This window comes from Colwellia sp. BRX10-1, assembly GCF_014077545.1.
Taxonomy (GTDB): Bacteria; Pseudomonadota; Gammaproteobacteria; order Enterobacterales; family Alteromonadaceae; genus Colwellia_A.
In genome coordinates this window covers 52,393-76,588 of sequence record NZ_JACGWC010000019.1, presented here as the reverse complement: position 1 = coordinate 76,588, position 24,196 = coordinate 52,393, and the positions used below count along the sequence as shown (strand labels likewise).

At 35.8% G+C, this 24,196-nt stretch carries 23 protein-coding genes; 5 read left to right on the top strand and 18 right to left on the bottom strand.

What is annotated here, in order from left to right:
• Nucleotides 1–583: 583 nt before the first annotated feature.
• The 10 genes from H4J75_RS14620 to H4J75_RS14575 all read right to left on the bottom strand — a co-directional run bounded on the left by H4J75_RS14620 (nucleotide 584) and on the right by H4J75_RS14575 (nucleotide 9,672).
• Nucleotides 584–1,036 (bottom strand): hypothetical protein, encoded by a 453-nt coding sequence (locus H4J75_RS14620; RefSeq protein WP_182222545.1) that lies wholly within the window; start codon nucleotides 1,034–1,036, stop codon nucleotides 584–586.
• A 438-nt stretch (nucleotides 1,037–1,474) separates the two neighbouring features.
• On the bottom strand, nucleotides 1,475–2,488 hold the full coding sequence (locus H4J75_RS14615; protein WP_182222544.1) for a M23 family metallopeptidase: 1,014 nt from the start codon (nucleotides 2,486–2,488) through the stop codon (nucleotides 1,475–1,477).
• 801 nt (nucleotides 2,489–3,289) lie between these two features.
• A complete protein-coding gene (locus H4J75_RS14610) occupies nucleotides 3,290–4,537 on the bottom strand; it encodes a zonular occludens toxin domain-containing protein (RefSeq protein WP_182222543.1) in 1,248 nt (415 codons plus the stop codon).
• Complete coding sequence (locus H4J75_RS14605) at nucleotides 4,537–4,857, bottom strand: DUF5455 family protein (protein WP_182222542.1); 321 nt, start codon at nucleotides 4,855–4,857, stop codon at nucleotides 4,537–4,539. Before H4J75_RS14605 ends, H4J75_RS14610 begins: the two co-directional genes overlap by 1 nt.
• Before the next feature lies 1 nt (nucleotide 4,858).
• Nucleotides 4,859–6,487, bottom strand: coding sequence for a hypothetical protein (locus tag H4J75_RS14600; protein WP_182222541.1), 1,629 nt, complete (start codon nucleotides 6,485–6,487; stop codon nucleotides 4,859–4,861).
• Nucleotides 6,488–6,572: 85 nt separating this feature from the next.
• The gene (locus tag H4J75_RS14595) at nucleotides 6,573–6,842 is read right to left on the bottom strand and encodes a hypothetical protein (protein WP_220465327.1); all 270 of its coding nucleotides are present in this window, start codon (nucleotides 6,840–6,842) and stop codon (nucleotides 6,573–6,575) included.
• A 564-nt stretch (nucleotides 6,843–7,406) separates the two neighbouring features.
• Complete coding sequence (locus H4J75_RS14590; RefSeq protein ID WP_182222540.1) at nucleotides 7,407–7,724, bottom strand: hypothetical protein; 318 nt, start codon at nucleotides 7,722–7,724, stop codon at nucleotides 7,407–7,409.
• 18 nt (nucleotides 7,725–7,742) lie between these two features.
• Nucleotides 7,743–9,140, bottom strand: coding sequence for a replication initiation factor domain-containing protein (locus H4J75_RS14585; RefSeq protein ID WP_182222539.1), 1,398 nt, complete (start codon nucleotides 9,138–9,140; stop codon nucleotides 7,743–7,745).
• Complete coding sequence (locus H4J75_RS14580) at nucleotides 9,130–9,327, bottom strand: hypothetical protein (RefSeq protein WP_182222538.1); 198 nt, start codon at nucleotides 9,325–9,327, stop codon at nucleotides 9,130–9,132. Before H4J75_RS14580 ends, H4J75_RS14585 begins: the two co-directional genes overlap by 11 nt.
• Before the next feature lie 87 nt (nucleotides 9,328–9,414).
• Nucleotides 9,415–9,672, bottom strand: coding sequence for a pyocin activator PrtN family protein (locus H4J75_RS14575; RefSeq protein ID WP_182222537.1), 258 nt, complete (start codon nucleotides 9,670–9,672; stop codon nucleotides 9,415–9,417).
• 134 nt (nucleotides 9,673–9,806) lie between these two features.
• On the opposite strand from H4J75_RS14575, the gene H4J75_RS14570 reads away from it, so the two are divergent.
• Together H4J75_RS14570 and H4J75_RS14565 are read left to right on the top strand one after the other, a co-directional pair.
• The gene (locus H4J75_RS14570; RefSeq protein WP_182222536.1) at nucleotides 9,807–10,418 is read left to right on the top strand and encodes a S24 family peptidase; all 612 of its coding nucleotides are present in this window, start codon (nucleotides 9,807–9,809) and stop codon (nucleotides 10,416–10,418) included.
• 41 nt (nucleotides 10,419–10,459) lie between these two features.
• Entirely contained in the window at nucleotides 10,460–11,383 is a 924-nt protein-coding gene (locus tag H4J75_RS14565) for a nuclease-related domain-containing protein (protein ID WP_182222535.1), read from the top strand.
• Between the two features lie 146 nt (nucleotides 11,384–11,529).
• Here the strand turns inward: H4J75_RS14565 and H4J75_RS14560 are convergent, their stop codons facing one another.
• The 8 genes from H4J75_RS14560 to H4J75_RS14525 form a co-directional block, all read right to left on the bottom strand.
• Nucleotides 11,530–12,033 carry a hypothetical protein gene (locus H4J75_RS14560; RefSeq protein WP_182222534.1) on the bottom strand — a complete coding sequence of 168 codons (504 nt, stop codon included), beginning with the start codon at nucleotides 12,031–12,033 and terminating at the stop codon, nucleotides 11,530–11,532.
• Between the two features lie 105 nt (nucleotides 12,034–12,138).
• Entirely contained in the window at nucleotides 12,139–12,699 is a 561-nt protein-coding gene (locus tag H4J75_RS14555; protein WP_182222533.1) for a hypothetical protein, read from the bottom strand.
• Nucleotides 12,700–13,585: 886 nt separating this feature from the next.
• Nucleotides 13,586–13,948 (bottom strand): DUF413 domain-containing protein, encoded by a 363-nt coding sequence (locus H4J75_RS14550; protein ID WP_182222532.1) that lies wholly within the window; start codon nucleotides 13,946–13,948, stop codon nucleotides 13,586–13,588.
• 178 nt (nucleotides 13,949–14,126) lie between these two features.
• The gene (locus H4J75_RS14545) at nucleotides 14,127–14,975 is read right to left on the bottom strand and encodes an alpha/beta hydrolase (protein ID WP_231907455.1); all 849 of its coding nucleotides are present in this window, start codon (nucleotides 14,973–14,975) and stop codon (nucleotides 14,127–14,129) included.
• Between the two features lie 342 nt (nucleotides 14,976–15,317).
• Nucleotides 15,318–16,544: an ectonucleotide pyrophosphatase/phosphodiesterase gene (locus H4J75_RS14540; RefSeq protein WP_182222531.1), complete on the bottom strand. Its 1,227-nt coding sequence runs from the start codon at nucleotides 16,542–16,544 to the stop codon at nucleotides 15,318–15,320.
• Between the two features lie 203 nt (nucleotides 16,545–16,747).
• A complete protein-coding gene (locus tag H4J75_RS14535; protein WP_182222530.1) occupies nucleotides 16,748–19,057 on the bottom strand; it encodes a hypothetical protein in 2,310 nt (769 codons plus the stop codon).
• 90 nt (nucleotides 19,058–19,147) lie between these two features.
• On the bottom strand, nucleotides 19,148–19,303 hold the full coding sequence (locus tag H4J75_RS14530; protein ID WP_182214746.1) for a hypothetical protein: 156 nt from the start codon (nucleotides 19,301–19,303) through the stop codon (nucleotides 19,148–19,150).
• Between the two features lie 283 nt (nucleotides 19,304–19,586).
• Nucleotides 19,587–20,387 (bottom strand): enoyl-CoA hydratase-related protein, encoded by an 801-nt coding sequence (locus tag H4J75_RS14525; protein ID WP_182222529.1) that lies wholly within the window; start codon nucleotides 20,385–20,387, stop codon nucleotides 19,587–19,589.
• Nucleotides 20,388–20,671: 284 nt separating this feature from the next.
• Here H4J75_RS14525 and zur point away from each other — a divergent pair, with 284 nt between their 5' ends.
• The 3 genes from zur to H4J75_RS14510 all read left to right on the top strand — a co-directional run bounded on the left by zur (nucleotide 20,672) and on the right by H4J75_RS14510 (nucleotide 24,137).
• Complete coding sequence (gene zur, locus H4J75_RS14520; RefSeq protein ID WP_070374992.1) at nucleotides 20,672–21,109, top strand: zinc uptake transcriptional repressor Zur; 438 nt, start codon at nucleotides 20,672–20,674, stop codon at nucleotides 21,107–21,109.
• Between the two features lie 161 nt (nucleotides 21,110–21,270).
• Nucleotides 21,271–23,622, top strand: coding sequence for a M1 family metallopeptidase (locus H4J75_RS14515; protein ID WP_070374993.1), 2,352 nt, complete (start codon nucleotides 21,271–21,273; stop codon nucleotides 23,620–23,622).
• Nucleotides 23,622–24,137, top strand: coding sequence for a DUF6702 family protein (locus H4J75_RS14510; RefSeq protein ID WP_182222528.1), 516 nt, complete (start codon nucleotides 23,622–23,624; stop codon nucleotides 24,135–24,137). The genes H4J75_RS14515 and H4J75_RS14510 overlap by 1 nt, the downstream gene beginning before the upstream one ends.
• The last annotated feature ends 59 nt before the right edge of the window (nucleotides 24,138–24,196 follow it).

The following is a 24,196-nucleotide window of genomic DNA, read 5'->3' as shown; positions in this document are numbered from 1 at the left end:
AAGAAGAGATATAAGTTATTTTAAGCCATATTGAAATAATTCAAAAAACATAAAAAAACTCTTTAAAAAACTCTTTAAAAAACTAAAAACCTATAGCCCTTTATATTCGTAGGTTTGAAAGGTGGAGTAAAAAACTTTACCCCCGTATTACTAGACGGGGGTATAAAAAAGTCACCTATCGGTGACTTAAATGCAAAATATCTATATACATAATCTAAAACTAATTAAGACAGTAAATGCCACATTGCAGACATTAGGATTCAATCTGCAACGTTAATTTGGATTAGATTTTTGCATGGATAGCGCCCTGTAAAGGGGGAAATTGTAGCTGGCTAAAATGTGAAGCGGAGCGGTACCTGCCAACTGTAATTTGTCCCACTTGAATAGCTTATAGTTCTACCAAGCCACTTAATAAAGTAACTTGCTTTTATATTAAGTGGAACATGCTTCTATTGGTTACGAATATTAAACAAAAAAAAGCCCCGCAAATTGCGAGGCGAAAGGTTTAATTGGTTGGGGAATCAATCAAACTACGTGTTAATAAAAGTCAAAACCGATATTACACATTTAAAAAATAAACAAATTAGCTTTTGTATTTTTTAGCAAAGCGAACTATGTTTTGGCCATTACAAACTATGTATCTAACATCACTGTAATTTTCATTAACGAAGTTAAAGCCATTAATCGCCGCATCTGCACAAATTTTTGACGCCTTATTTTTATTTGTTGTAACAAATTTATATTGTGGTTTTGTTACAACTAATTCTATTTCTGCAATTTTAGCTACTTTTTTAGGCGTTTTTGAAAACTGAATTAATGATTTACCGTTACATTGGATAATGTATTGAAGGCCACTATAGTGAATACCTAATTCTTTGGCTTTATCTTCTGCTGAAGTTAAGCCATTTTGCGCTGCAGCTAGACAAACTTGAGTTTCAGCTGAATAGTCAGTTGCGATAAAATTTACATTAGACGTTGTCGCAAATGTGTTTAAAGAAACAATGGCAGTAAGTGCTGGTATAAGTAAAGTTTTCATAAGTACCTCAGAAATTTAAAAAGTTTGGAATGCTTTAATTGCCGACGAGTGTATAGAGCTAAAACTCTAATGTAAATAAATTTCGTAATAAAACCACTATTTCGTAATTATATTTGTATTTCGCTGTGTTTTGTTCTTTTTTTACGTTATTTAGTTACAATGCGGTATTAATCTAACTATATTTAAAGGGATATTAGTAAAGGCTATCGTTTGAAAGGAAGGTTTTCAGCAGGAATTGACTTACCACCGCTTATGTATAAAGTGAAATAAAAGGGGTCAGAGTCGTTTTAAATGAACTGTATTGGGGTAGTCGGTTTATGATTACTTTTGCCACACAGCTGACATCAACCTGTGAAGGCTTTAAGTTGATTTGGATTAGATTTTGTATTGGTAACGCTCAAAATCGGCTGCGTTGCACGACTTGTTAGCCCGATAGACTTAAAAAATATCATTTCTTTTATAAAACACTGGTTTTTGTTTACTTATTTTGAAAGATATGGGGACAGGTTTGGTTTTCGGGTCCATAAAATTTATGGCTGTCATTGCTTGTATGTGTAAATGAGGCTGAGAGGTGTTCCCCGAATTGCCTATCTTTGCGATTTCTTGCCCGATTTTAACGCTATCTCCTTCAGCTACTAATAAGCTGTTATATTGAAGATGCGCCATTAGAATAAATATATCAGTTTCTGTTTTAATGACCACATGATTACCCGCAATATTTTGTCGATCGGTCTCACCTATCTTTTGATCTGGAAGTGAATTTTCAATTGATACGATCACTCCATCGACGGGAGAAAAAAGAGATTTACCAAACGTCTTATATTTCTGTAAGTCAGTTATTTGTTCAAATGGTAGCTTTCCATCTTCAGGAGCCAAAATATCCATAGCGTATTTTTGCGACCCTACAAAATGGTGATGGTTTATTAACGGACTATTGCCACCATGAAAAACATACCAATCGCCTTTGAATGGAGGAATCAGTACAATACTATTAGTAGATTTTACCAGAAAATATATTATGGCGAGCTGATAAATTAAAAAAATCAAAAATATGGAAAGGGTAACATTGAGCGACTTACCTATTTGTTTCCGAGGCACCCAATCCAAAAGACAGAGTGTAACCACTGAACCCCATATCATGACTGTGATGACAGTAAAATCAGTAGACGAAAATTGAATCGGTATAACTGCTGTGTAAATACAATAGCCAATAATAATCCAAGTCGCATTCCTTAGAAAACCCTGACGAAGGTAAATGTCCGATCCTTGCCCTCTATATGAAAAACCCCAATCAACCTGTTTTTTTACAAGAGAAACAATAAACGTCACTATCATGGTTATTGCAGATAAGAGCAGGAATACAAATAAGTAGTTCATTAGCATTCCTGATAGCGTAGAAAACGCTAATAGAACAACCGGTAAACACAATACAATCAGTCTAAATTTTTTCATCCCATCTCCTTATGGCAGTGATTTCGTGGTCAACAGCTTATTATGGATACTTCTCAGTAATGTCAGCTCCATAACCTTAATTTAATTCGGAGTAATATCCCACAATTTCAATCCTTTAGATACTAAAAGTGTTTGGTTTTTGTAAGTGCTTGGATATTACTGAGACTCCTTAGTAATATGACAGGAATGATTCATTAGAAAATATATCGCTAAATTTATAACTGTAATGTCCGCTGTGCGCACCAAAAAGACCTAAGCCAATAATAATTAAATTGCGACTGAGAATAAACTGTAAGGCTAACTAATGAAACATTATGGATCACGTTAAAAGATTATATCAACGAGGCAACCCGAGAACGATATTATGCGTGTCTGACTTTTTCATAATATTAGTCAGTTCATAAAATTCAGCGAGTTCTTCTGGAGTCGCAGTTAGGGACAGTATTTTCTCAGAAAGGATATTCATCCGTTCAATTTCTTTAGTCGTCATAAGTAACATTCCCTGTTATTTGTTGTGTTAGCTGTATGTTAAAAACTGAAAATAACAAGTTGTGGCTAGAAGCGAGTAAAATGGTAGGCGTTATACCCCGCAATACATTACGGGATATTTTAAGAAGGGTTTTGCAGGACAGCAATGGTTGATTTTAAAAATGACTTTGCACGGCATTAAATATGTTCGCAAATCAATTTATACTGTGCGGCCTTGAGTGTATTTGATGTTGGACATCAATTGACTCTATTAACATCGCAAGCTAATCACTCTTTGTTGGAACAAAGAAGTTTCCGCTACGCTGTATAAAATCAAAGTGATGTAACTAAGCTTTCATCGTTAGTATTAATCGGCTTTTCTCGCCTAATAACTGGATCACAATAAACGTCCAATTCAATTTCATTCCTAACAAGCTTCACATGACATTCACCATTGGATAAGATTTTATAACCAATATGCTCAGGCTTAACTATGTCGCCTTCCCTATTTTTAAAGCAATAATCGAAACGGCCATCACTTGAATATTGAAAACAATTAATATAAATAATACCGATATCGCTATCACTTAATTTCACTTTGATGTCAGTAAGGCTTTTAACTTCTTTATTAACAATTGGCTGTACCGGCTCAATTTTTACGATGGTATTTGTTACGTTCTGCGGCTTAGTGAAGTACAAATAAGCAAAAACAACAGATAAAGCCATAAGCATTGCATTAATCAGCATTGGTTTTTTAATGCTTGAGGTCAATTTTGTTTTTAGCTTAGCGGCTAAATTATCCTTTGGCTTGTAAATAGCCATTGGATAGCTTTTTGATGTTGTGAAATAGTGTTTTCCTATGACAGAAAACAAGGTTCTATCATCAAATTCAATGGGCTTCTTAGCCCCTTCGTTATGAATTAAACGCACCTTTTTTTTAAAAATCTGGCCTGTTTTATAACAACTATGTAAATCTTCACGCTTAAAAGATTCACGATAATTAAAGGTATCTTTGCCCTTTGTTTTCCCATCATAGCGATAAGCAAAATGTTTTTTACCTGCGAAGCGCATGTAAATTGGCTTTATAATGAAATTCCAAAATACACCAGGGTAGAGTTTTTCGTTTGAACGACAAGAAATAATCTCTTCGATAACGGTATCTTGAATTTGTTTATCTATTGAGCCGAAATCTTGACCGATAAAATATAAGTCCCAGCCTTTCTTTCTCGATAAAACTATCCAATTAATAACATTTAAGCGGTCTGGGTCATTCCAGTTTCTTGAGTTAAATGACGTTAAAAGCTCATCAATTATAACCACACCGTTTTTATTTTCATCGTATGTATCAGGGTCGTTTTCATCTAATGTGTCATAAGCTGAGCCGATAGCATGCAAATCTATAGACCTTGGGTAATCAGGCAATCTAATATAATTTACAGCATTATTATCAGGGCACATGTTCTCTAAAAACAAATCAAGGTTAGTGACAACCTTTCGACCTTCATTTAAGTAGAGTTGTATTTTAGCGACAGCCCACTTTGATTTGCCAGAGCCGCGGCGCCCCTCGATAAAAGTAGCCATTACGCTTTAACCTTAAAACCAAGTAAAACGTCTTTAAACCTAAAAGCAAAGGCTGCAACATGGGCTGCACTAATAATACCGATACATTGAACCGTATTTGATGGAAGTAATGATAAGCCCGACAATATAAAACTGTTGGTTGGTACTGATGTTGAAATTGCAGAAAGCCCCGTATTAATAGCGGCAATAAATACAGCGGCAATAGCAATGTAAATAGCAATATAGGCTATTGAAAAAGCGGCTTTACGCGCAAGGAAAACAGATATAAGCCCAGTAATACCTGAAAAAATAGTACCTAAAAAGGCCGCTATAACACCCATGTTATTTTCTCCCTAGAGTTTGTGAAGCCAAATGAAACACATATAAACCTGTCATCATGTAAAGTATCCAAACAAGCAAAGGATGAATATAAGTGTTATATGGTGGGCAATGTGCATCAAACATAATTGATTTTTGATTACCAGCTATCGACGTGTTTAGTGAAAAGCCAGCACAAACACCTGTTGTAAAACTAGGCCAAATAGTTGCCAATGTTGGAAAATCAGGTACAGCAAAATTTGTAATATCTGGTGTTAAAGAATCTATAAAATTTGAATCAGCTGTTTCAAGACCTGAAATTGATTCGTCTATTTTTGATTTCTCAAGTTGAGCGGTAAGGTCAAAATCTTGATAATCCTTTGCATTTGATTCTTCATACTCAGCTTGTGAAATAGTGTCATCTTCTGGAATAGTAACATTTACGTTTATATCTCCAGTGACATTAATAGGATTTGTTGCACTCCCAGTTGGAACAGGTGCAGGAGTAGCGGCACCATCTGTTGAGGTTACAGGGCTAGATATTGTCCCTGTCGTGGGGTCAATAAATGGGCTGTTATTAAAAACTGATGTAATAGCTGTTTGGATTGGTTGAACCATTTCAGGGGGTACATAATTAGCGCCTGAGGGGTTCGAAGTTTGAAAGTCACCACTTGAAACATATATCATGTAATCGTTGGCTGTATTTGAAACGCCACTGGGCTGATTATAAGAACTGATAAATTCAGGTTCTACAATATCACTTGAACCGATTACGTAAGGTTGCCATTGTGAGTCGACAGAACTAGCAGGGTCAGGGTTCCAATTTTGCAATAAATCTATAGATGTATTGTGGTATTCCATCAAGTCATCAGCATAGGGTTGAGCTATATCTTCAAAACCAACAGGTTTAGCCTGATAACCATCTTGATGAGCAGGGTTTAAACAATAATCTATTTCACCGTCACCATCTGGATCAACAGGAATTATAAAGGCGGGATGTTCTTCATGAGGGCATTCGGTACTATAACCAATAACAGTTGTTTTTTGAACAAAAGTGCCAAGAGAGCCGACAGTATAAGTTGCGCAAGGGTCATTAACACCATTAACTACTCGCGCAGAACAAATTTGAACCTTAATTTCATATTCAACCGAAGATGGCCACTTTAATTCAATGGTATCTTCTGCATAGCGTGGTCTACTATCTTCTGCTGATAAGTTACTTTTACATTCTTGCATAGACATTGCACCGGGAGAAAGGCCAGTTTGATAAGAAGTACAGTTGCCACCAAAAATAGGTTCAGACTTAGGTGGTGCTTGAGGTCTTTCGCCTGTTTCAGTAGGTGGCTCTAACCATTGGCCGATTTCATCTTGAAAGTAAATTGATGCGGCCATAGCGGCAATAGCGTATGGATTTGCCCTAGCTAATTGTTTTGCTAGGGCTAGTGGCGAACTGGGATTTAAAGTAGCAACGGCAAAACGCCCAGCAACAGAAACAGCACCTCTAACAGTACTAGCGTTATAAGCATTAATTCCGATTTTTGAATAAGGTGTTGGTGGGAAATATTTTGGCGTTGAGATTGCGCGAATAGTTGGGTTTGCTAGTGTTGTGAAAGAAATTGTAGATACTAAAATAAAAATGAATAACTTATACATGATAATGCCCCATAGTTATTTTTATCTAGGAGGGGCAGACCACAAGTGGCCTGCACCCCCCTAGCTAAAAAAAAGCTAGTTAAAACTAACCACGAGCACCTTTACCGATAAAACGAGATAGCATACCGAAACCAGCTTTAGCGGCAGTAGCAGTACCAAAAATCGCAAAACCAGCAGCAACAGCAATAGCCAAATCAGCTAGAACTTCGGTAACTACAGCATCAGCATCAGCCTGAACTAAAGCGGCGTTTGCATTTGCACAAGCCATAAAACAAGCGGTAACAACAGCTGACTTTATAGCTAGGCCTTTAGATTGTGCTTTTTCTTTAAATAACTGAACTTGATTCTTATTCATAGGATGTACCTTTTTAATATGTTCCTGAGGAACGTTTTATAAACACTCTAAAAAGAGAGTGAGCTTTTCCAATGCCATATCCAGATAACCAAGCAATGCAAAGATAACCAGATATAGTTGAAAATGTTAATTCAATCACTGTCACGACTCCCAGTTGAGTACCCGATAAAAAAAACGAATACGACAACAAGTACGATAAGAAATTGAATGAAATATTCAAATTGAGGTTCAGTCATGATTATTTATCATCCGCTCTTATAACAACCACAAAAACAGCGACCATAAGAAACATGAGTGCCAGTAATGAATACTGATATTCAATAGGCATAGCATTAAGCCAGAAAGGATAAGGAGCCATAATTAATTCAATCCATTCAAATAAGTTAAATCGATACGGACATCTAAGTTGGAACACCGAGGGCAACAACTCATGTCATGCGATAGTGCTAAATCAGCCACTTTGCCTTTCCATCCACACACACAGTTAAACGGTGTATCACTAATAACTTGCGATGTAATGTTTAAGCCTGAGTCAAAGAAAGGAACGGTTGATTTAGCCATTAGTTATTTGCCTACTGATTCAAAACCAGAAACGATATTACGTGCTGGGTTTTCTGGGTCGGCATCTAACATCAAGTTAATAGGCTGTAGAAACGGACAATTCGCTTTGAACTCATTGAACAGGCCAATATCAAACGCCATATTGACCTCTTGCACTTCAAAACCTGCCATTTGAATATTGTGTTGGTCATTGATGAAATCTTTAGCCGCTTTTAAGTAAGTGACGTTTGCGAATTTGTAGGGTTTTGGTTGGCCTGATTTATTGCTGGTACCTGAGCCAAACTTAACGCTTAAAAGTGTAATATTTTTTAAAGTAGACATAGTTATTCCTGTTATCGTTTAGGTTGTTAAAATGTGGTTTTCTGCTTTATTTTGTAATTGAATTTGGTCTAAAAACTGTTGCTCTGTTATCGATATCGATAACCTTTGGGGCAGCCAAGCTCTGCTATAAGGTTCAGCAACACCTGATAAGAATTTGTCGATAATTTGGTTATCAGACATATCGCAAAGCACGCGCATCATGTTGATAGCTTTACGGGTACTGATAACTTGGTTTTCAATGATGCGTTCAATACTCATACGGGCTTTTTTAATCGTGGTTTTAATCACACTTTGCTCTTCATTTAAGAACGCTAGTGCAGGATAAGCACCCGCTAAATATTCACTGGGTTTTATCATGGCATCGAGCGGTATAACGCGCTGGCTAGAATGAAGCTCTAATTCCCAACGTACCCATTTATCATTAGGGTCGCCCATCTGAATGCCCTTCTCGTAAACACGTAATAACTTGCCTGATTGACGAGAGCCAACGTACAAAGAACGTCCCTTGTCAGGAATGAATTTGTATTGCTTCTTTAATTCACTTTGTATTTTTTTGTTTAAGTGACCTGACTCGATATACATGTAAGAAGCAGGACGACCACCAGAGCAGAAGCCCCCCTGCTTTGCATACTTACGTGCAACATTAATCGACCGCTTCCCTGCGAAATCATCATGAGCTAAATCGATACGGGTTATTTTGATAGACGGTATGTTTTTAATTTCTTCATACACACGTGCCATATCTAACGCGTCACAACCGAGCCCCATAAAAGAAACATAACAGCCAAGGTTCTTTCCACCCCAAGCAATAATTCCTGCATGCTCTCCGTCTGCGTAAAGGTTGGCTGAATATTGATAGTTAAAGCGACCTGTTGAATTGGCTTGTACTGTCCACATGTAAGATTCTGCTGTGAATACATGATTTAAACGACAGACAAATCTTTCAGCTTCACCGCAGCAAAGTACATCAAGTAAATCGACCCCGATATTTTCTAAAAGGTTATTTATCCGATCATCATATTTAACCGCTGTATCGACTTCTAATTCACCATCAAGCATTTCACGCAGTTCATAACGTGCCGCGACTTCATTGGAAGACAGATAAGACGTTTTAAGGGAAATGTCTTTATGGCGTCTGTTGTTATATTCACGGGTAATTTCAGTACAGGCTGTTTGATATCGGTTCAATACATCCTTGTAGCCATTGGCATCAAAAGCCGCAACATTAAGTAAATCACTATCTTTCTTTGTTTTTAAGGTTTGTAAGTGTCTAGTTAATGCTGCGTTTTTTGAATTAGTGACAATCTCGCCTTTGATACAAGCACCAATTTTGGCAAGGTCTTTTATGCGTAATAACTCTTTTGGTGACCATGTCAGCGATAAAGCATCAACTTTGCAGGGTATATTATTGGTCATTGAATACTCCTGAGTCGTATAAATCTTGAAAGTTGTCTTCGGTAACTTCAATCAAGTTGAAGTCAACACCATAGATAGGTTGTAAAAAGGCAATCAATGACATTAAATTCGTAAAATGATGCACTTGGCCTTGATGCTGTATTGCCACATCGCCCCATGCTTCATTTTGAAAATAAATGTCTTTCATTGTTAATGATCCCAATTTAGTTAAATTGCCGTATTAATCTTTATTCGTGTTTTTCTTACCGATACGCGATACTTAGTTGTAATGGCGTTAAAGGTTATGAACTTGTTTCCATTCGTTTTCGGCTGCTGCATACCGTTTGTCGATATAGTCAGCAAGGTCTTCAATTTTTATTAATGTGGGGCTGCGTTCTGAGTCGCGTAATTTAAATGTTGGAATTGGAAAATCGCACCCTTTAGCTTTTTGCTCTGCTGTTTTTGGCTTGATACCGAAGAATTCTTCACAGACATTTTTCAGTTCAATCACTGGTGTTTGGAACCTAGCGAGCAATGCAAAATTTGTATTCATACAACACCTATGTAATTATTTGCGGTTATAACAGTTCAAAACGACTCAGAGACAAGTAACCGTCTCGTTACGTCTCAAAATGATATTAAATCAGATTGAGACGCTTTGCAACACTATTTTTTATGAGAAGTGCTATGGAAGATTTCGACAAACAATTAGAAGCATTATTTGAAGCAACAAAAACCATAAAAATAAATGAGTTATCTAAAGCTATAGATGTTTCTCCGAGCACAATAAGGACATGGAGAGGTAGAAATAAAATTCCTGAAAGTGCATTTAGAAAAGCAGAACAAATACGCCAAAACGTCCCAGAAAACAAAACGGATAAACGTATTAACCTACCTTTTTATGAAGTTTCCGCATCAGCTGGTGATGGAAGACTTGTAGAAGCAGAAGAGCAAACTCATTTAATTAGTTTTGCACCTGAATGGTTAGATAAAGAAATAGGTGTAAACCCAAAAGAAGTTTTTTTGATGTTGGTTGAAGGTGACAGTATGTATCCAACATTAAAGAACGGAGCCATGATTATGGTTAACCAAGATTTTAATGGGCTAAGTGATGGTATTTATGTGATGCGTCATGAACACAATTTATTAGTGAAAAGATTACAGTTATTACCGGGCGGTATCATCAAAGTGAAATCAGATAATAATATGTATGAACCTTGGGAAATAAACAAAGAACATTTAAATGGTACGGATATCGAGCTAATAGGCCGCGTAGTTTGGTCTGGTCAAAGAATGTAAATCTCAGCACACTATAATATTTAAAATATACGGATATATAAATGATTATCAAGGACAAAGATCTTCAAAAAGTAAGATCAGCAATGGCCGTAGCAGGTCAAAAACAAGAGCAAAACGTTGCTTTCTTTTTAAGAAGAGAGTTCAAAGATCACCCTCAAGTATTTGTCATTAATGATTATAAATTTTCATTCAATAATGAAACGGCACAAATAGACCACCTAATAATTTATCCCTTCGGATTTTTATTGATTGAGTCAAAAAGTATTAGCGGAGAAGTTAAAGTTAATGCGCTTGGTGAATGGACTCGTAGTTCAAACTCAAGTTGGTTTGGTATGCCTTCACCGATCAAACAAGCAGAACTTCAACAAAAACTATTAAGAGAATTATTGCATCATCACCGAGCAGATATCCTCGGTAAATTATTAGGATTTAAACAGCAATCTTTTGAAATGCGAAAGTGGAATATTCTGTGCGCAGTATCAAGTAATTCAATAATTGATAGAGAAAGTATCCCTAAAAACATTTCTGATGTGGTAGTAAAAAGTGAATTTCTAATTGATAGGATTAATAAGGTGATGGACTTAAAGAGCCCTTTAAAAAGAGCGTTTAGTATTTCCGACGTTCGACCAGCTTTCAGTGATGATGAATTAAAATCAATTACTGATTTCTTAATAAAAAACACTTCATCGAAAGCTAATAAAGTGAAGAAAAAAGAATCGAAAGTTGTTGAGGAAATTCAAAAGGAGGGTATTTTAAAGTGTAAAAAGTGTAATGGTGTATCAAATTTTACAGCGCAATATGGTCGTTATGGTTACTTTATTAATTGCAATGTTTGCGATACAAATACATCAATGAAAATCCCATGTATTAAGTGTAAAAGTAAAAATACAAAGGTTTCAAAAAATAAAGAAATCTACACTTTACACTGTTCTGATTGTGATAAACAACTTCAGCTAATTGCTTAAGTACTCATAACATAATTCAATTATTCATAATTCCAAAAAGACTGTTATTGCCACATTCGAGACATTAGCACTAACAGGCTAAATTTTTTTAAAATAAGAGACGCAGGGCCAAAACCAACTGTTTTTAGTCCAGCTTTAATGACTTGTTATGCAGTGTTTGGATTATGCCTCTCAACGAATATTTCTCCATAAATTGATTCATACTCAAACACCACCTCAATTATATTTTTTGCTATTTGAGCTTTTATAATTCCGTGCTTACTAGAATTGGAAGTGTCAGAAAATGTAAGTAATGTAGAGTTAAAGCCTTGTTCAATAAAACGTCCAGTTGATGGTGCATAAAATTCAATATCATGGTCAGCAAGTCCTAATGATTCAACTAGCAATGTATGATCTTGAGTTGTACGAATAGGAATATCCTTACCATTAATTACCCATTTATATTTTTTTAATTTTGATGGCCCCAATCCAGTACTATTTAAAATGAATGAAATATCACTTGATGGACGTGAATCGTAATCAACGGTTAAATGAGGGCAAACACTAAGCTTATGATGCTTACGAGTTATAGCTGCTTGCCATATATTAATAGCAACGGCAGAAACAGCTATGACGATACTTGATATAGAAATTATTAACTCAGGCTTCATGGTTTACTCTTACTGTATAACGCCCCACTAAGAGGCGAGTAATTGTTGGCTAAAATGTGAAGCCAAGCGGAACCAACCAACTGTTATTTGTCCCGCTTGAACAGCTTATTTGTACTTTACACCACTGATCTTACCGATAAAAACCAAGACTTTACCATAAAGCTCCTTATGGGATTTTAGCATGATTTCATAAGCGTCTTTATGGTCTAAATCTTGATAGTTAACCTCAAATGTAGTTCTTTTATCTATTTTATTATGCTCACCAATTGATGTGATTAAGCCTTTATCCATAAGCGGGCTATATACATTTAGTGCATAGTCAATTTTGTCTTTTATATTTGTAAATGCATACGCTTTGCTTTCTACTTGGTTTTCGCGCTCATCATAATTTTGGAGATTATGTAATTCATTCTCAGTTGCTTCGATTGCTTCAGACAAAGCGTGAGCTAAATCCAAGAGAACAGTTTTGTTCATATCCCAAATTCTATCTTTTCTTGCTTTGTTTTGAGAATCTAAATGTATGAGAGTTGCTACAACTGTAGCGGCTGCAATTATAATATTAGTAATAACGGTTAAGTTAATTTGAATATTAAAAACGGTAAGTAACGAAAAACCTACCATTGATACGAACAAACCTAAGATAGAACCAATAGTGATTTTTAACACCGAAACTCCTTGTACACATAACGCCCCATTAAGGGCTTTTAATTGTTGGTTATAATGTGAAGCGAAGCGGAACCTAACCAACTGTTAAAAGTCCTGCTTGAATGGCTTTTTAGCCGGCAATAACACCACGTTTAGTTAAATTTCTCTTTGTCACTTTTATAAATAAATATATCGCAATTAAATACAATACAGAGGTAATACTTAAAGTAATAATAAAGAGACTTAAACTAAACGGCTTATTAGACGGGATAAAATCCTTTTTAATACAAATTCATATACCGTCTGATTTATATATAATATAAATGAAGTTAACTAAATAACATAAGTATATCAAGTATTTATTGAATTTTTGTCAGACTTTTAAGGAAAGGGTGCTTTAAACTCGTTTTCTTAGATGAAATCTTGCAGAGCTGAGCTTACAACAGAGTGCATGTTCAAATAATAATAGGAACAGAAGTACCCCAAAAGGGCTATAATGGAGTATATAAACATGAAGGTATCCCTTTAGTACTCCTACAACCCTTATAAGGCAGTAAAAATGTGAGAATCTGTCCAATCGAGCATGGGTGCAACAGAAAGTTTATGTGAAATCATAAAGTTATAAAAAACCTTTAAGTTTAAAGCGAATGTAGCTGTTGGAAACAACAACAGAAAATTTCGCTGATTATAAAGGCTTTAGCGATGTTAAACAAAAGAAATAATGCCAAGTGACAGCACCGAAAGCCTCGATAGCTTTCAGCTATTTTTATGGTATAAAGATGGGTGAATTTTAAATAACATCACTTAATAATTTGGCGAATTAACGCCTAGTCAATTTGAACCTAAATCGGGGCTAAGTTATAGCAAGTATCTTGCATAAATAGCCTAATAGATTAACAAGAAAAGGTTAATCTAGGTCGTCAGGATCTGACTCAAGTTCGTCGTCTGTTTCAACTTTAGTTCGACCAAATAAGGTGTGGAATTGCTTGGGTGTTAAAATTATGTTTTGATATTTTAACCAAGCCTTCTCGATGGTATTGCTTACAGCAGCATTACCACGACAAACTTCAACAAAATGTTGCTCTTCTTCGGTAACAGGCAGACGGCTTCCTAAAGAAAGTGCCATTAATGCAACGCCATATTTTTCTAATGCCTCGGCCTCGGCCAAGTTAAAGTCACCGGAACGCTTTATGCCGCGCGGATAATTTCTATCATCGTAAAAATTTCTATTTACCTTAAAACTTTCTGCTGATATTGCTAAATTAGCCATTTTATAAACTCTACTAAAATATAAATATACTGATAATCGCATTTTTAACTCAATATCGATTAATTGGCAATTATTTTTTTAACGTTAATTAGAATATTTTACTTAATATATATTATTTACCATTATATACACTATTTTTGACTTTTTTTTAGGCTAAAAATACAAAACTAGCATGAGGTTATATTTTGTAAATCCAATGTAGTCCTTGAATGACCGTCGTAGGAAAAGCGGTTTGATGATTGGCTTCTGGGATAATAACAATTTTTGCTTTTACATGAGTTTGTTGCCAATTAAGTATTTTTTCATAAAAATTTTCAGCATCTTTGACCATGTCATGGCTGCTGTCTAATGCTTTTGATTCACGCTCGCCAATAGCAATAAAAATATTAGCATTAATGGTTAACTGCCGCTTTCGATGCGCCTCTTCTAATGTAAAAATAACCTTATTATCAAACCAATAAGAAGGACTACCGAGTATGTAATGATTAAATAATGTCGGTTTAGTTAATAATATATATGTACCAAATAATCCGCCAAGCGAGTTACCGACAAAGGTTCTATCTTGTCGATCCGTTCGATAATTTTTATCGATATAATTGATAACACTAGCTTCGATAAACGCCATATGCTGTTGAGCACCACCTGTTGTTTGTTGCCAGGATTTATTGATTGTTGGGGTATAGTCTCGCACTCTGCTAGCATCTCGCTTCGACCCTTTAGCATATGAAATGCCAACGATAATAGCTTCTTTCATTTTTTGTGCATTCATTGGATAACGGGTTGCCCCAGAAACAATCTGAAAAGTATACCAAGCATCGGTTAAGTAAATAACGGGATAAGTTTTATCATCATTTTTAGCATAAGATTTAGGTAACTTTATAAATAATGGGTAAACACGTTGACTGTCGGGATCTTTAATTTCAACGACTTTACTTCTTGGTATTTGAAAAGGCGTAGTGGCAAAAGCCATTGATAGCTGGCTGGTCAATATTAATAGCAGCGTTAAACTGTATATTACTAGTTTCAAGTGAACTCTCTTTCTTGACTCAATGACAAGTCGTTATGTTTACCTAACCATAACGAGCTATTTATAAAACCTTAAGGATAAGTAAAGCAATACTCCAGCGAATAAATCACCGGTGTATTACTTTTAGTGTGCAACTCTTATGGGCATAATATTTATTTAAGTAACGGTTTCATAATCGCTAATTTACCATCAATTGGTGTGGTGATTTCTAGGCCTAAAATGTCTGCAATTCTTATTGGCATAATATTTATTTAAGTAACGGTTTCATAATCGCTAATTTACCATCAATTGGTGTGGTGATTTCTAGGCCTAAAATGTCTGCTATTCTTATTGGCATAATATTTATTTAAGTAACGGTTTCATAATCGCTAATTTACCATCAATTGGTGTGGTGATTTCTAGGCCTAAAATGTCTGCTATTAATGGCATAATATTTATGTTTTCCGCTGTATCTAACTGATATGCTTTTTTAAATGCGGGCCCTTGTGCATAGAATATTCCGTCCATGTCTGTAGTGTCAAACTGACTCCAGCCATGATTTCCTTTACTGGTTTTTCCGGTAAAACCTATTGACCAATCGTTATCGGTTAAACAAGCTATATCACCGATACGACTTGATTTTGAGGCGTTAAATTTTGCTGGAATATCTTGGTATTGATAACATTTATAATGCTTAGCTTGTTGATTTAATTGTGCAACAGTTTGAGCTAATGTGCGGGTAGACTTACCCTCATCGTATATAAGTGTAATAGGGTTGGTTGCCAAAACTTTATATTCATCATTTAACCAATTAGGTAAATATTCATAATTTTTAGCAGGATAATCAGCCATACCATGATCAGAGACAATAATAATATTTACTTCAAAATCTAACGTTCGTACTTTTTCAACCATTTCACGAATGGTGCTATCTACACGGTTAATAGCGGCAATAAGCTCAGGTGAATCTTGACCAAAACCATGCCCTGCACTGTCTATATCATGAAAATAAGTGGTTATTAATTGCGGCCGTTCGCTTGAAGGAAGCTGATACCAATTTAATACACCATCTATGCGTTCTTGATGTGAGGCGTTGTGATCATATTTTTTAAAATGAGACGGATAAATACCCGCAATAGCGGCTTCGGAGCTTGGCCAAAAATAGTTAGCGGTACGCATATTTTGTTCTTCCGCAATAATCCACAAGGGTTTACGTAAATAAAAGTCGGGATTGGTCACCGCTTCCGAGTCTCTTATGCTGTAGGTTTTATTTAAATCGCGAGCATAGAAACGGTTAGACACTATGCCATGATTCTCAGGGTATGACCCCGTAACAATGCTCAAATGGTTGGGAAAGGTTTTTGTCGGGAAAGTAGGACGTAATGATGTTAAATGAGCAGACTCTTTAGCAAATTGAGACAAGAATGTAGGCTGATATTTATCAACATAATCCCACCTAAAACCATCCAGTGAAATTAACAACACATAAGGTTTAGGATTAGGGTTAGATGCTATACCTAGTGAATTTTTTGATTCTGATGTGCATGCATTTAAGGCAAATAACATGCCTATTATAAATAATTTATTCACGGTAATTTCTCATCAATAATTAGTGTTTAAGGGCTTTCTAGCATTGTTTTTTTACTAACATAAAATCGTTATTGCTTTATCTTCAGACGAGTATTTAATGACTCAACGCGGGGCGTAAATAAGACAATCGCTTCAATTAAACATCAGCATAATAATTATATATTTTGTGCTGATGCCTTTTTATAATTGAGCGCTCGGTAAAATTAGTAGAGCTTTACTCGGTAAATACTGTCCATTGATTGAAGGACTACAGATAATCTATCATCATTATCAACAAACCAATAGCTTGCCGCAGGAATCGACGGAAGTGCTATAAGCTCAACAAAAGTTGAGGCGTCATAAACCGCAAGATTAGTAACTATAATATTATGCGCTTGATTATGATATCGGATATGTTCATTTTTCTTAGGAAAATAAGTTTCTTCGCCCGTAAAGGTATGCAGTACTTCAGAAGTGTCATTTATCTTAATAACAGTGTTTCTAGCAAGCAGTGTTTCATTGACGCCATCAATGAAAATAGCCCGTTCTTGGTTACCAGAGTAATTGTAAGTATCGCGACTATCCGCCAGTGGAGTCGCAACAGCTTCAATCGCCAAAGGATCTAATGTTAATGAGAACAATTCATAACCACGGCTATCTGTATCCGACACATATAATAATTTATTGTCGTTTAATGGAAATTGAACAATGTTATTGACGTTAGCTAAAGCGGTGTTGGTAAGCGAAAAGTCTGTCGTTGACAAGTTAAATTGCTCAAGTGAATCATCATTTACAAATATAAGTTGATTAGCCGCGCACTTTTTAAGGCTATGAGCAGAGCCCGTTTGCTGATAAGACTCAATAAACCTTAGCGTTTTGTGGTCATATGAAAATATTTGGTAGCTGTAATCGTCATAGTTTAGACCCGTTAAAAATATACGTTCTTGATCAGCCGAGAAACAAATATGGTCAAAAATAATATTGGTTTCATTAGAAGCCTTAATTAAGTGACCTGTTTCAAGATCAAAGACTTTTATTACGGTATTAAAATCATTTATTGCAATAAGATGGTTGAACACAGATGAGTATCGAACCTGCTCTACGGTATGATCTAATGTAACTGCCTCACCGACAATGCCAACGATTTGTTTAACTGAGTGTCCGCCTGAACTTTGTTCAACATATTTTTCACTGGTTTTCAGTTTATAGTTTCCGTCATAATAAATATTATAAAAACCTTTAGATTCATTGGTATCGAAAGAAAGGGTAATGTTGTTTTCAGTCGCTAAAATAATAGGTCGGTAAAAAGAATTAGAGACCGAAAGAGTTGAAACTTGTATCGGAGTATTTGAATAACTACTATCAATGGATACTTTTTTATTAAATTTTATGATTACTTTTTCAACGGGATCATTTTCAATCGTCTCTTTAGTAATTGAAATAGCTTTAAACGGTGTTAACTCTTGGATAAAAGCTAGTGCTTGGGCATTATCATGTAAATTAAATAAGGCGGATGAAGTCCATGCTACTGTTTCTGCTTCACCTATAAGTTCTTGGTTAAGGTGCAATTGCATATATTTATTTGTGATAAATGTTAGCAATATTTCTTCATTTTGAGCGTTGGTCAGTCTAAAGGTTCCAGCAGGTGATTGTGATGCGTAACCTTTACCTGAATATGGCGAGGTAACGGTAGAGGTTAAAGTGGTCTCAAAGGCAAATAGTTCACTCGTTATTGTACTGGTAATATCGACTTGGTAATGCGGATATTTATTACTACCTGGCGCGTTAATATGTTGATTAATTGTCGTTTGCTTTAGAGAGTCAGTAACAACCATTAAATCATCAGTTTTAACTTTAAAGTCGATTGCTTTTATATCAAGTTTTCTGTTTTTACTTTGATAATTTAAAACGAGATCTCCTTCTAAATCTTCAGTACTTGCGCTCCACGTTTGGTTGCTTGTTAGCAAAAACTCAAACATTAACTCTAATGAAAGTGAAGGCTCTTCTATCGTAGAGATAATAAAGCCCGTAGAGGAAAACTTTGCACTTAGGTCCTTAATAAGGAAACTATCCGAGTAAGGATTCTTGCTGTTATCAAGTTGAATATCCTGCTGGGTAATATTCACTAAGGCAGTCACTGTTGTGGTTGAATTTTCTCTATCAATAATATCGGTTTGGTAACTACAGTTTGTAAAAACTAATTGGTAGTTATTTTCTGTATCGTCAATAATTTTTTCAACGGTACCTGTGCTATTACAGTCTCTAATTAAGATGTTTTCAGGTGCATGATGAAACCAAATGATTTCCTGTTCGATGATGTCTGCGGCATTAATACTCGCTTCGGTTAACACCGTACTCCAGATGGCAATATCACCGGCATTATCTTCTGTAAAAATCGCGTCGACAACAGGTGGTGTTGGAACAGTAGGCTGCGGTGTCGTTATTTTTTCTGAACGTTCACCACTGCCTCCACCACAAGAAGCTAAAAGAGCCAGTGATATTAAGCTCACAAAAAGAGAAGCAGTATAATTCATTCAAAAACATCCATTTGTTATAATTCATCCTAAATAGGCGAGACATTTATACCTAAAGATCAATATATTTACAATTGAAACGTCTATTCTTTATTGGGGTAAATCAATAACTAAATTGAATTTTTCAGAGCTTTTCCATAGGTTAAGTAATACAGTAAATTCTGCTATTTCATGGACAGATGCGGTTGAGCTGAGGATTTTTTCAGAGAGGGTATTCATTCGATCAAATTCATTGACATTCATCATTAACATTCCTTGTTATATGTCAATGAATTATGACTTAAATAATGAAAAAGGTATAGCTTTTAATGAGTTAGTTTATGAATCTTTGATGACAAACGTTACTGAGAATATCGCTTAATTAACGATTATTTTCCCAAAGTCTCTTCTCGGGCCTTCCTGAGCAAGTGCAGGTGCCCGACGCACACTCTTTAGTAAAATATAAAGATTAACTCTATAGCGCTAAAGCCAACAAATATTTATTGAGGAGAACGTTTAAATAATTTCACTGAAATGACTTAATTTTATATCACTTTTTCAGTTTTCGTTTGAGCTCTTCCATTGTCAACATTGCTTGTGGAGACTGCAGTAATTCTGCGTTTAAGTCGGCAACTGCACTTAAGCCATTAGCCACAATAGTATCGGTATTTACATTTAAACTGCGTTTTGTCGCTTTTACGGCATAATTAGGTAATAAAGCAATGCGTTTGGCTAAACTGAAAGCAGCTTTCATTAAACGCTTACGTGTTAAATAGGTATCATTAATCATGCCCCATTTTTTTGCCTGACGTCCTGAGAAAATAGCCGAAGTGTATGCTAATTCTCGTAATCGGCCATCGGGTAAATTAAAATGCAAGCGTTGCAATGTTCCCATATCTGCAGGTATACCTAATTGCGTTTCCAAAATGCTAAAGTAAGACCGCATCGACGCTAAACGAATATCGCATGCCGAAATTAAATCAACCGCCCCCCCGATACATACACCATGGACCGCTGCGATTGTTGGAATAGAACAATCAACAATCGCTGAAAATGCTTGTTGCATATTAATGATTTCAGCCCTCAAGTGCGCTGTTTTATCATTTTGGCAATCTTGTGTTGACGCCATAACGTCTAATAAAAAGTTGATATCGGCGCCCGATGAAAATTGTTTCCCCTTGCCACTCAATACCACGACATGAATATCGTTTTGGTTATTTATCCAACGATAAGCGTCACCAATTTCAAACCACATTTTTTTATTCATTGCGTTCGCCTTATTCGGGCGTGCAAGTTGTAAATGTAAGACATTATTTTGGAGCGTTAAATCTAAATATTCAAATTCAGGCATGTTCAGTCCATAGTAAAAAATTTATTCTTATTGATTAAAGATGACACGTAGGTATCGATGAGGGCAAGATAAAATTGCTAAACCAGTAAAGTGAATTTATCTTGGTACTTAGCTGTTAGCCAACTATCAAATATTACATTACATTTTCGTAAACGTTGAGAGTACCAACAACACGCTTTTAATTTAAAGGGTTAAGTAATTAACCTTTCAAGCATATTACATCATCAAAATCTCTGTGTTAAACTGCTAAAAAATAACCCAATAATGCAAGTACCTAACTCATAATGAATGCAGAAGAATTATTAATACAAGCAAAAGAGTCTTGCAAGAAGCGTGGTGCACGATTTACTTTGGCTCGCGAACAAGTATTTAAACTATTAACCGGACATAGCGGTGCTATTGGTGCTTATGATTTGCTTGACGAATTAAAGCTAATTGACCCAGCAGCAAAACCAGCAACCATCTATCGTGCTTTAGATTTCCTTGGTAAACAGGGCTTTGTTCATAAGATTGAGTCTATAAATGCTTTTGTGATGTGCCATCATTTCAGTGAATGTAATCATCCCGTGCAATTACTTATTTGTGACCGTTGCGGACATGTTGAAGAAATTCAATCGTCTAATTTAGATTTAGCTTTACGCTCGATGGCAGATGCAACCGGCTTTACCATTAGTCATCAAATTGTTGAAGCGCATGGTGCTTGTCAAAGCTGTAGTAAATAGCGTTATTATTCAGGAGTAATAATAACTTTAACACCCCCATTAAACTCATATTTAGAGCTATTGGTCGCATAAGAAGTACCCTCCCCCTTAACTCAGTGAACTTATTTATGCTATAAGTACACGGTTAAACATGCCCATATTATAAAATATTCAGGAAGCCTATGAAATATTCAATCAAGTCAGCGTTAATTTGCTTATTTGTTGTTGCCAGTGGTAGCGCAATAGCGAAAAACACCATTAGTAGCGATAAATTTCGTCAATTAGAAGAATCTTTACCAACACCCAACACTTACAGAACTGCATCAGGCGCACCAGGTCACCAGTATTGGCAACAACAAGTTGATTATAAAATTAATATTCAACTTGATGATAAAACGCAAACCTTAACGGGTAGCGAAACAATGAGTTATACCAATAATTCACCTGACACTTTACGCTACTTGTGGATACAGCTAGATCAAAACCGCTTAAAACGTGACTCTGATAATCGCTTAACAGCGACAGCTCCTAGTAAAAAAATAACTTATAGCGGATTGCGTGGCGCTATCGAGTCAACTGAATTTGATGGTGGTAATACAATTACTGCAGTTACAGCATCAAACGGTAGTGCTCTTGACTATGTAATTAACGGCACAATGATGCGCGTTATCTTACCTAAGGCATTAAAATCCGGCGATGATGTTGAATTAAATATTAAGTGGAACTATAAGCTTCATGAACAAAAAGTGTTAGGTGGCCGTTCGGGTTACGAATACTTTAAAGAAGACGATAACTATTTGTATGAGCTTGCTGGCTGGTTTCCTCGCGCAGCAGCATACTATGACGTTATGGGCTGGCAAAACAAGCAGTTTTTAGGTAACGGCGAATTCACTTTAGAATTTGGTGATTACGACGTTAAGATCACCGTTCCTGCTGATCATATTGTTGCCGCTACCGGTGAGTTACAAAATGAAAGCAAGGTCTTAACAAAAACACAGCGTAAACGTTTAGAACAAGCTAAAAACGCAAAGAAACCTGTGCTTATCGTTACCGTTGATGAAGCACTTGAAAACGAAAAATCTCGATCAACAAAAACGAAAACCTGGCATTTTAAAGCTAAAAATGTTCGTGATTTTGCTTTCGCATCAAGCCGTAAATTTATTTGGGACGCTCAAGGTTATAAAGAAGGCGGTACCGATACCATGGCGATGTCTTTTTACCCTAATGAAGGTAATCCATTATGGGAAAAGTACTCAACTGAAGCTATTATCCATACCATGCAACAGTATAATAAATACACCTTTGCTTACCCATACCCAGTATCAATTTCAGTCAATGGACCCGTTGGTGGCATGGAATATCCGATGATCACTTTTAATGGTCCTCGCCCAACACTTGACAAAGAAACAGGTGAAAAAACCTATTCTCGTGGTACTAAATACGGCTTAGTTGGAGTAATTATTCACGAAGTGGGTCATAACTACTTTCCAATGATCGTTAACTCTGATGAACGTCAATGGACTTGGATGGATGAAGGTTTAAACACTTTCCTACAGTTTTTAGCACAACAAGCATGGGAAGAAGGTTATCCTTCACGCCGTGGTCATGCTGCTGACATTACTAATTACATGAAAAGTACTAACCAGGTACCTATTATGACCAACTCTGAATCAATTCTTCAGTTTGGTAATAATGCCTATGGTAAGCCAGCAACAGCATTAAATATTTTACGTGAAACCGTTATGGGCCGTGAATTATTTGATTTTGCCTTTAAGGAATATGCACAACGTTGGATGTTTAAACGCCCAACACCTTCAGACTTTTTCCGCACCATGGAAGATGCATCAGCCGTTGATTTAGATTGGTTCTGGCGTGGTTGGTTCTACACAACAGATCATGTTGATATCGCTTTAGGTAATATTCATTTATATCGTCCTGATAGCCAAAACCCTGATACAGAAGCCGCTTGGAATCGTGCCTTAGAGAGTGAAAAGCCAACATTTATTAGTGACCTTCGTGATAAAGGTCAATGGCTTAGAACAACTGACAAGCCTGAATTGTTAGACTTTTACAATGAGCATGATAAATTTACGGCAACCAATAAAGCACGTAATACCTATAACAGCGCAAATAAAAAGTTAGAACAATGGCAAAAAGATCTCCTTGTTGATGAAAGAAATTTCTACATCGTTGATTTTGAAAATAAGGGTGGCTTGGTCATGCCTATTATTGTGCAATTAACTTTTGCAGATAAAACAACAGAACAAGTACATATTCCTGCAGAAATCTGGCGTAAAAACAGTAAAAATGTTTCTAAATTATTTATTACTGACAAAGAGATTACCGCTATCGCTATTGATCCAAACTGGGAAACAGCCGATGTAGATGTTAACAATAACTACTGGCCAGCACGCCCTATTAAATCAAGCTTTGAATTATACAAACGTAAGAAAAAAGACATGATGCGTGACTATAATGTTAAATTAAAGTCAGCTGATGACGAAAAAGAAGACAAGGAAGAAGAAGATAAATAATGTCAAAAACCTCATTATTTAAAAGCTTTGTTTTTTGTTTATTGTGTGGCGTTGCGCTTTCAAGCGCAGCCCACCGATACTTCTTTGGATTAACTGATTTATCAGTTAATCCAAGAACCCATAACATAGAAGTTATTCATCAATTTACGGCTCACGATATTGATAATGCTATTGCTGAGCAACAGCAAATACGCTTTTCAGCTGAGCATCCTAAATACGAAAAGTTCATTCAAAACTATGTTGAAGCACATTTCCAACTTATTGATGTTCAAGATAATAAAAAACAGCCAATCAAGCTCAATTGGATAGGTTTAGAAGTCGCTAAAGGTAATGTTTATATTTACCAAGAAGCTAATTTTGAAAACTTTTTATCCGGATTAGTGGTAAAAAATGATTTACTCATCGATACTTACCCTAAGCAAGTAAATACTGTAAATTATAAAGACGAAACAATTATTGGCAGCTTAACTTTTTCGAAATCAGTTAAAATTGCGATAATAAAAAACAATAACTAGTAGGAACGATTTACATTTGCTAAATTAACATGCAAAATAAAATGACTAGTATAACTAAG

Excerpts from the sequence above, each read along its gene's own strand:
- H4J75_RS14620 (WP_182222545.1), bottom strand. The coding sequence starts at position 1,036 with ATGAAAACTTTACTTATACCAGCACTTACTGCCATTGTTTCTTTAAAC.
- H4J75_RS14615 (WP_182222544.1), bottom strand. The coding sequence starts at position 2,488 with ATGAAAAAATTTAGACTGATTGTATTGTGTTTACCGGTTGTTCTATTA.
- H4J75_RS14610 (WP_182222543.1), bottom strand. The coding sequence starts at position 4,537 with ATGGCTACTTTTATCGAGGGGCGCCGCGGCTCTGGCAAATCAAAGTGG.
- H4J75_RS14605 (WP_182222542.1), bottom strand. The coding sequence starts at position 4,857 with ATGGGTGTTATAGCGGCCTTTTTAGGTACTATTTTTTCAGGTATTACT.
- H4J75_RS14600 (WP_182222541.1), bottom strand. The coding sequence starts at position 6,487 with ATGTATAAGTTATTCATTTTTATTTTAGTATCTACAATTTCTTTCACA.
- H4J75_RS14595 (WP_220465327.1), bottom strand. The coding sequence starts at position 6,842 with ATGAATAAGAATCAAGTTCAGTTATTTAAAGAAAAAGCACAATCTAAA.
- H4J75_RS14590 (WP_182222540.1), bottom strand. The coding sequence starts at position 7,724 with ATGTCTACTTTAAAAAATATTACACTTTTAAGCGTTAAGTTTGGCTCA.
- H4J75_RS14585 (WP_182222539.1), bottom strand. The coding sequence starts at position 9,140 with ATGACCAATAATATACCCTGCAAAGTTGATGCTTTATCGCTGACATGG.
- H4J75_RS14580 (WP_182222538.1), bottom strand. The coding sequence starts at position 9,327 with ATGAAAGACATTTATTTTCAAAATGAAGCATGGGGCGATGTGGCAATA.
- H4J75_RS14575 (WP_182222537.1), bottom strand. The coding sequence starts at position 9,672 with ATGAATACAAATTTTGCATTGCTCGCTAGGTTCCAAACACCAGTGATT.
- H4J75_RS14570 (WP_182222536.1), top strand. The coding sequence starts at position 9,807 with ATGGAAGATTTCGACAAACAATTAGAAGCATTATTTGAAGCAACAAAA.
- H4J75_RS14565 (WP_182222535.1), top strand. The coding sequence starts at position 10,460 with ATGATTATCAAGGACAAAGATCTTCAAAAAGTAAGATCAGCAATGGCC.
- H4J75_RS14560 (WP_182222534.1), bottom strand. The coding sequence starts at position 12,033 with ATGAAGCCTGAGTTAATAATTTCTATATCAAGTATCGTCATAGCTGTT.
- H4J75_RS14550 (WP_182222532.1), bottom strand. The coding sequence starts at position 13,948 with ATGGCTAATTTAGCAATATCAGCAGAAAGTTTTAAGGTAAATAGAAAT.
- H4J75_RS14535 (WP_182222530.1), bottom strand. The coding sequence starts at position 19,057 with ATGAATTATACTGCTTCTCTTTTTGTGAGCTTAATATCACTGGCTCTT.
- H4J75_RS14530 (WP_182214746.1), bottom strand. The coding sequence starts at position 19,303 with ATGATGAATGTCAATGAATTTGATCGAATGAATACCCTCTCTGAAAAA.
- H4J75_RS14525 (WP_182222529.1), bottom strand. The coding sequence starts at position 20,387 with ATGCCTGAATTTGAATATTTAGATTTAACGCTCCAAAATAATGTCTTA.
- zur (WP_070374992.1), top strand. The coding sequence starts at position 20,672 with ATGAATGCAGAAGAATTATTAATACAAGCAAAAGAGTCTTGCAAGAAG.
- H4J75_RS14515 (WP_070374993.1), top strand. The coding sequence starts at position 21,271 with ATGAAATATTCAATCAAGTCAGCGTTAATTTGCTTATTTGTTGTTGCC.
- H4J75_RS14510 (WP_182222528.1), top strand. The coding sequence starts at position 23,622 with ATGTCAAAAACCTCATTATTTAAAAGCTTTGTTTTTTGTTTATTGTGT.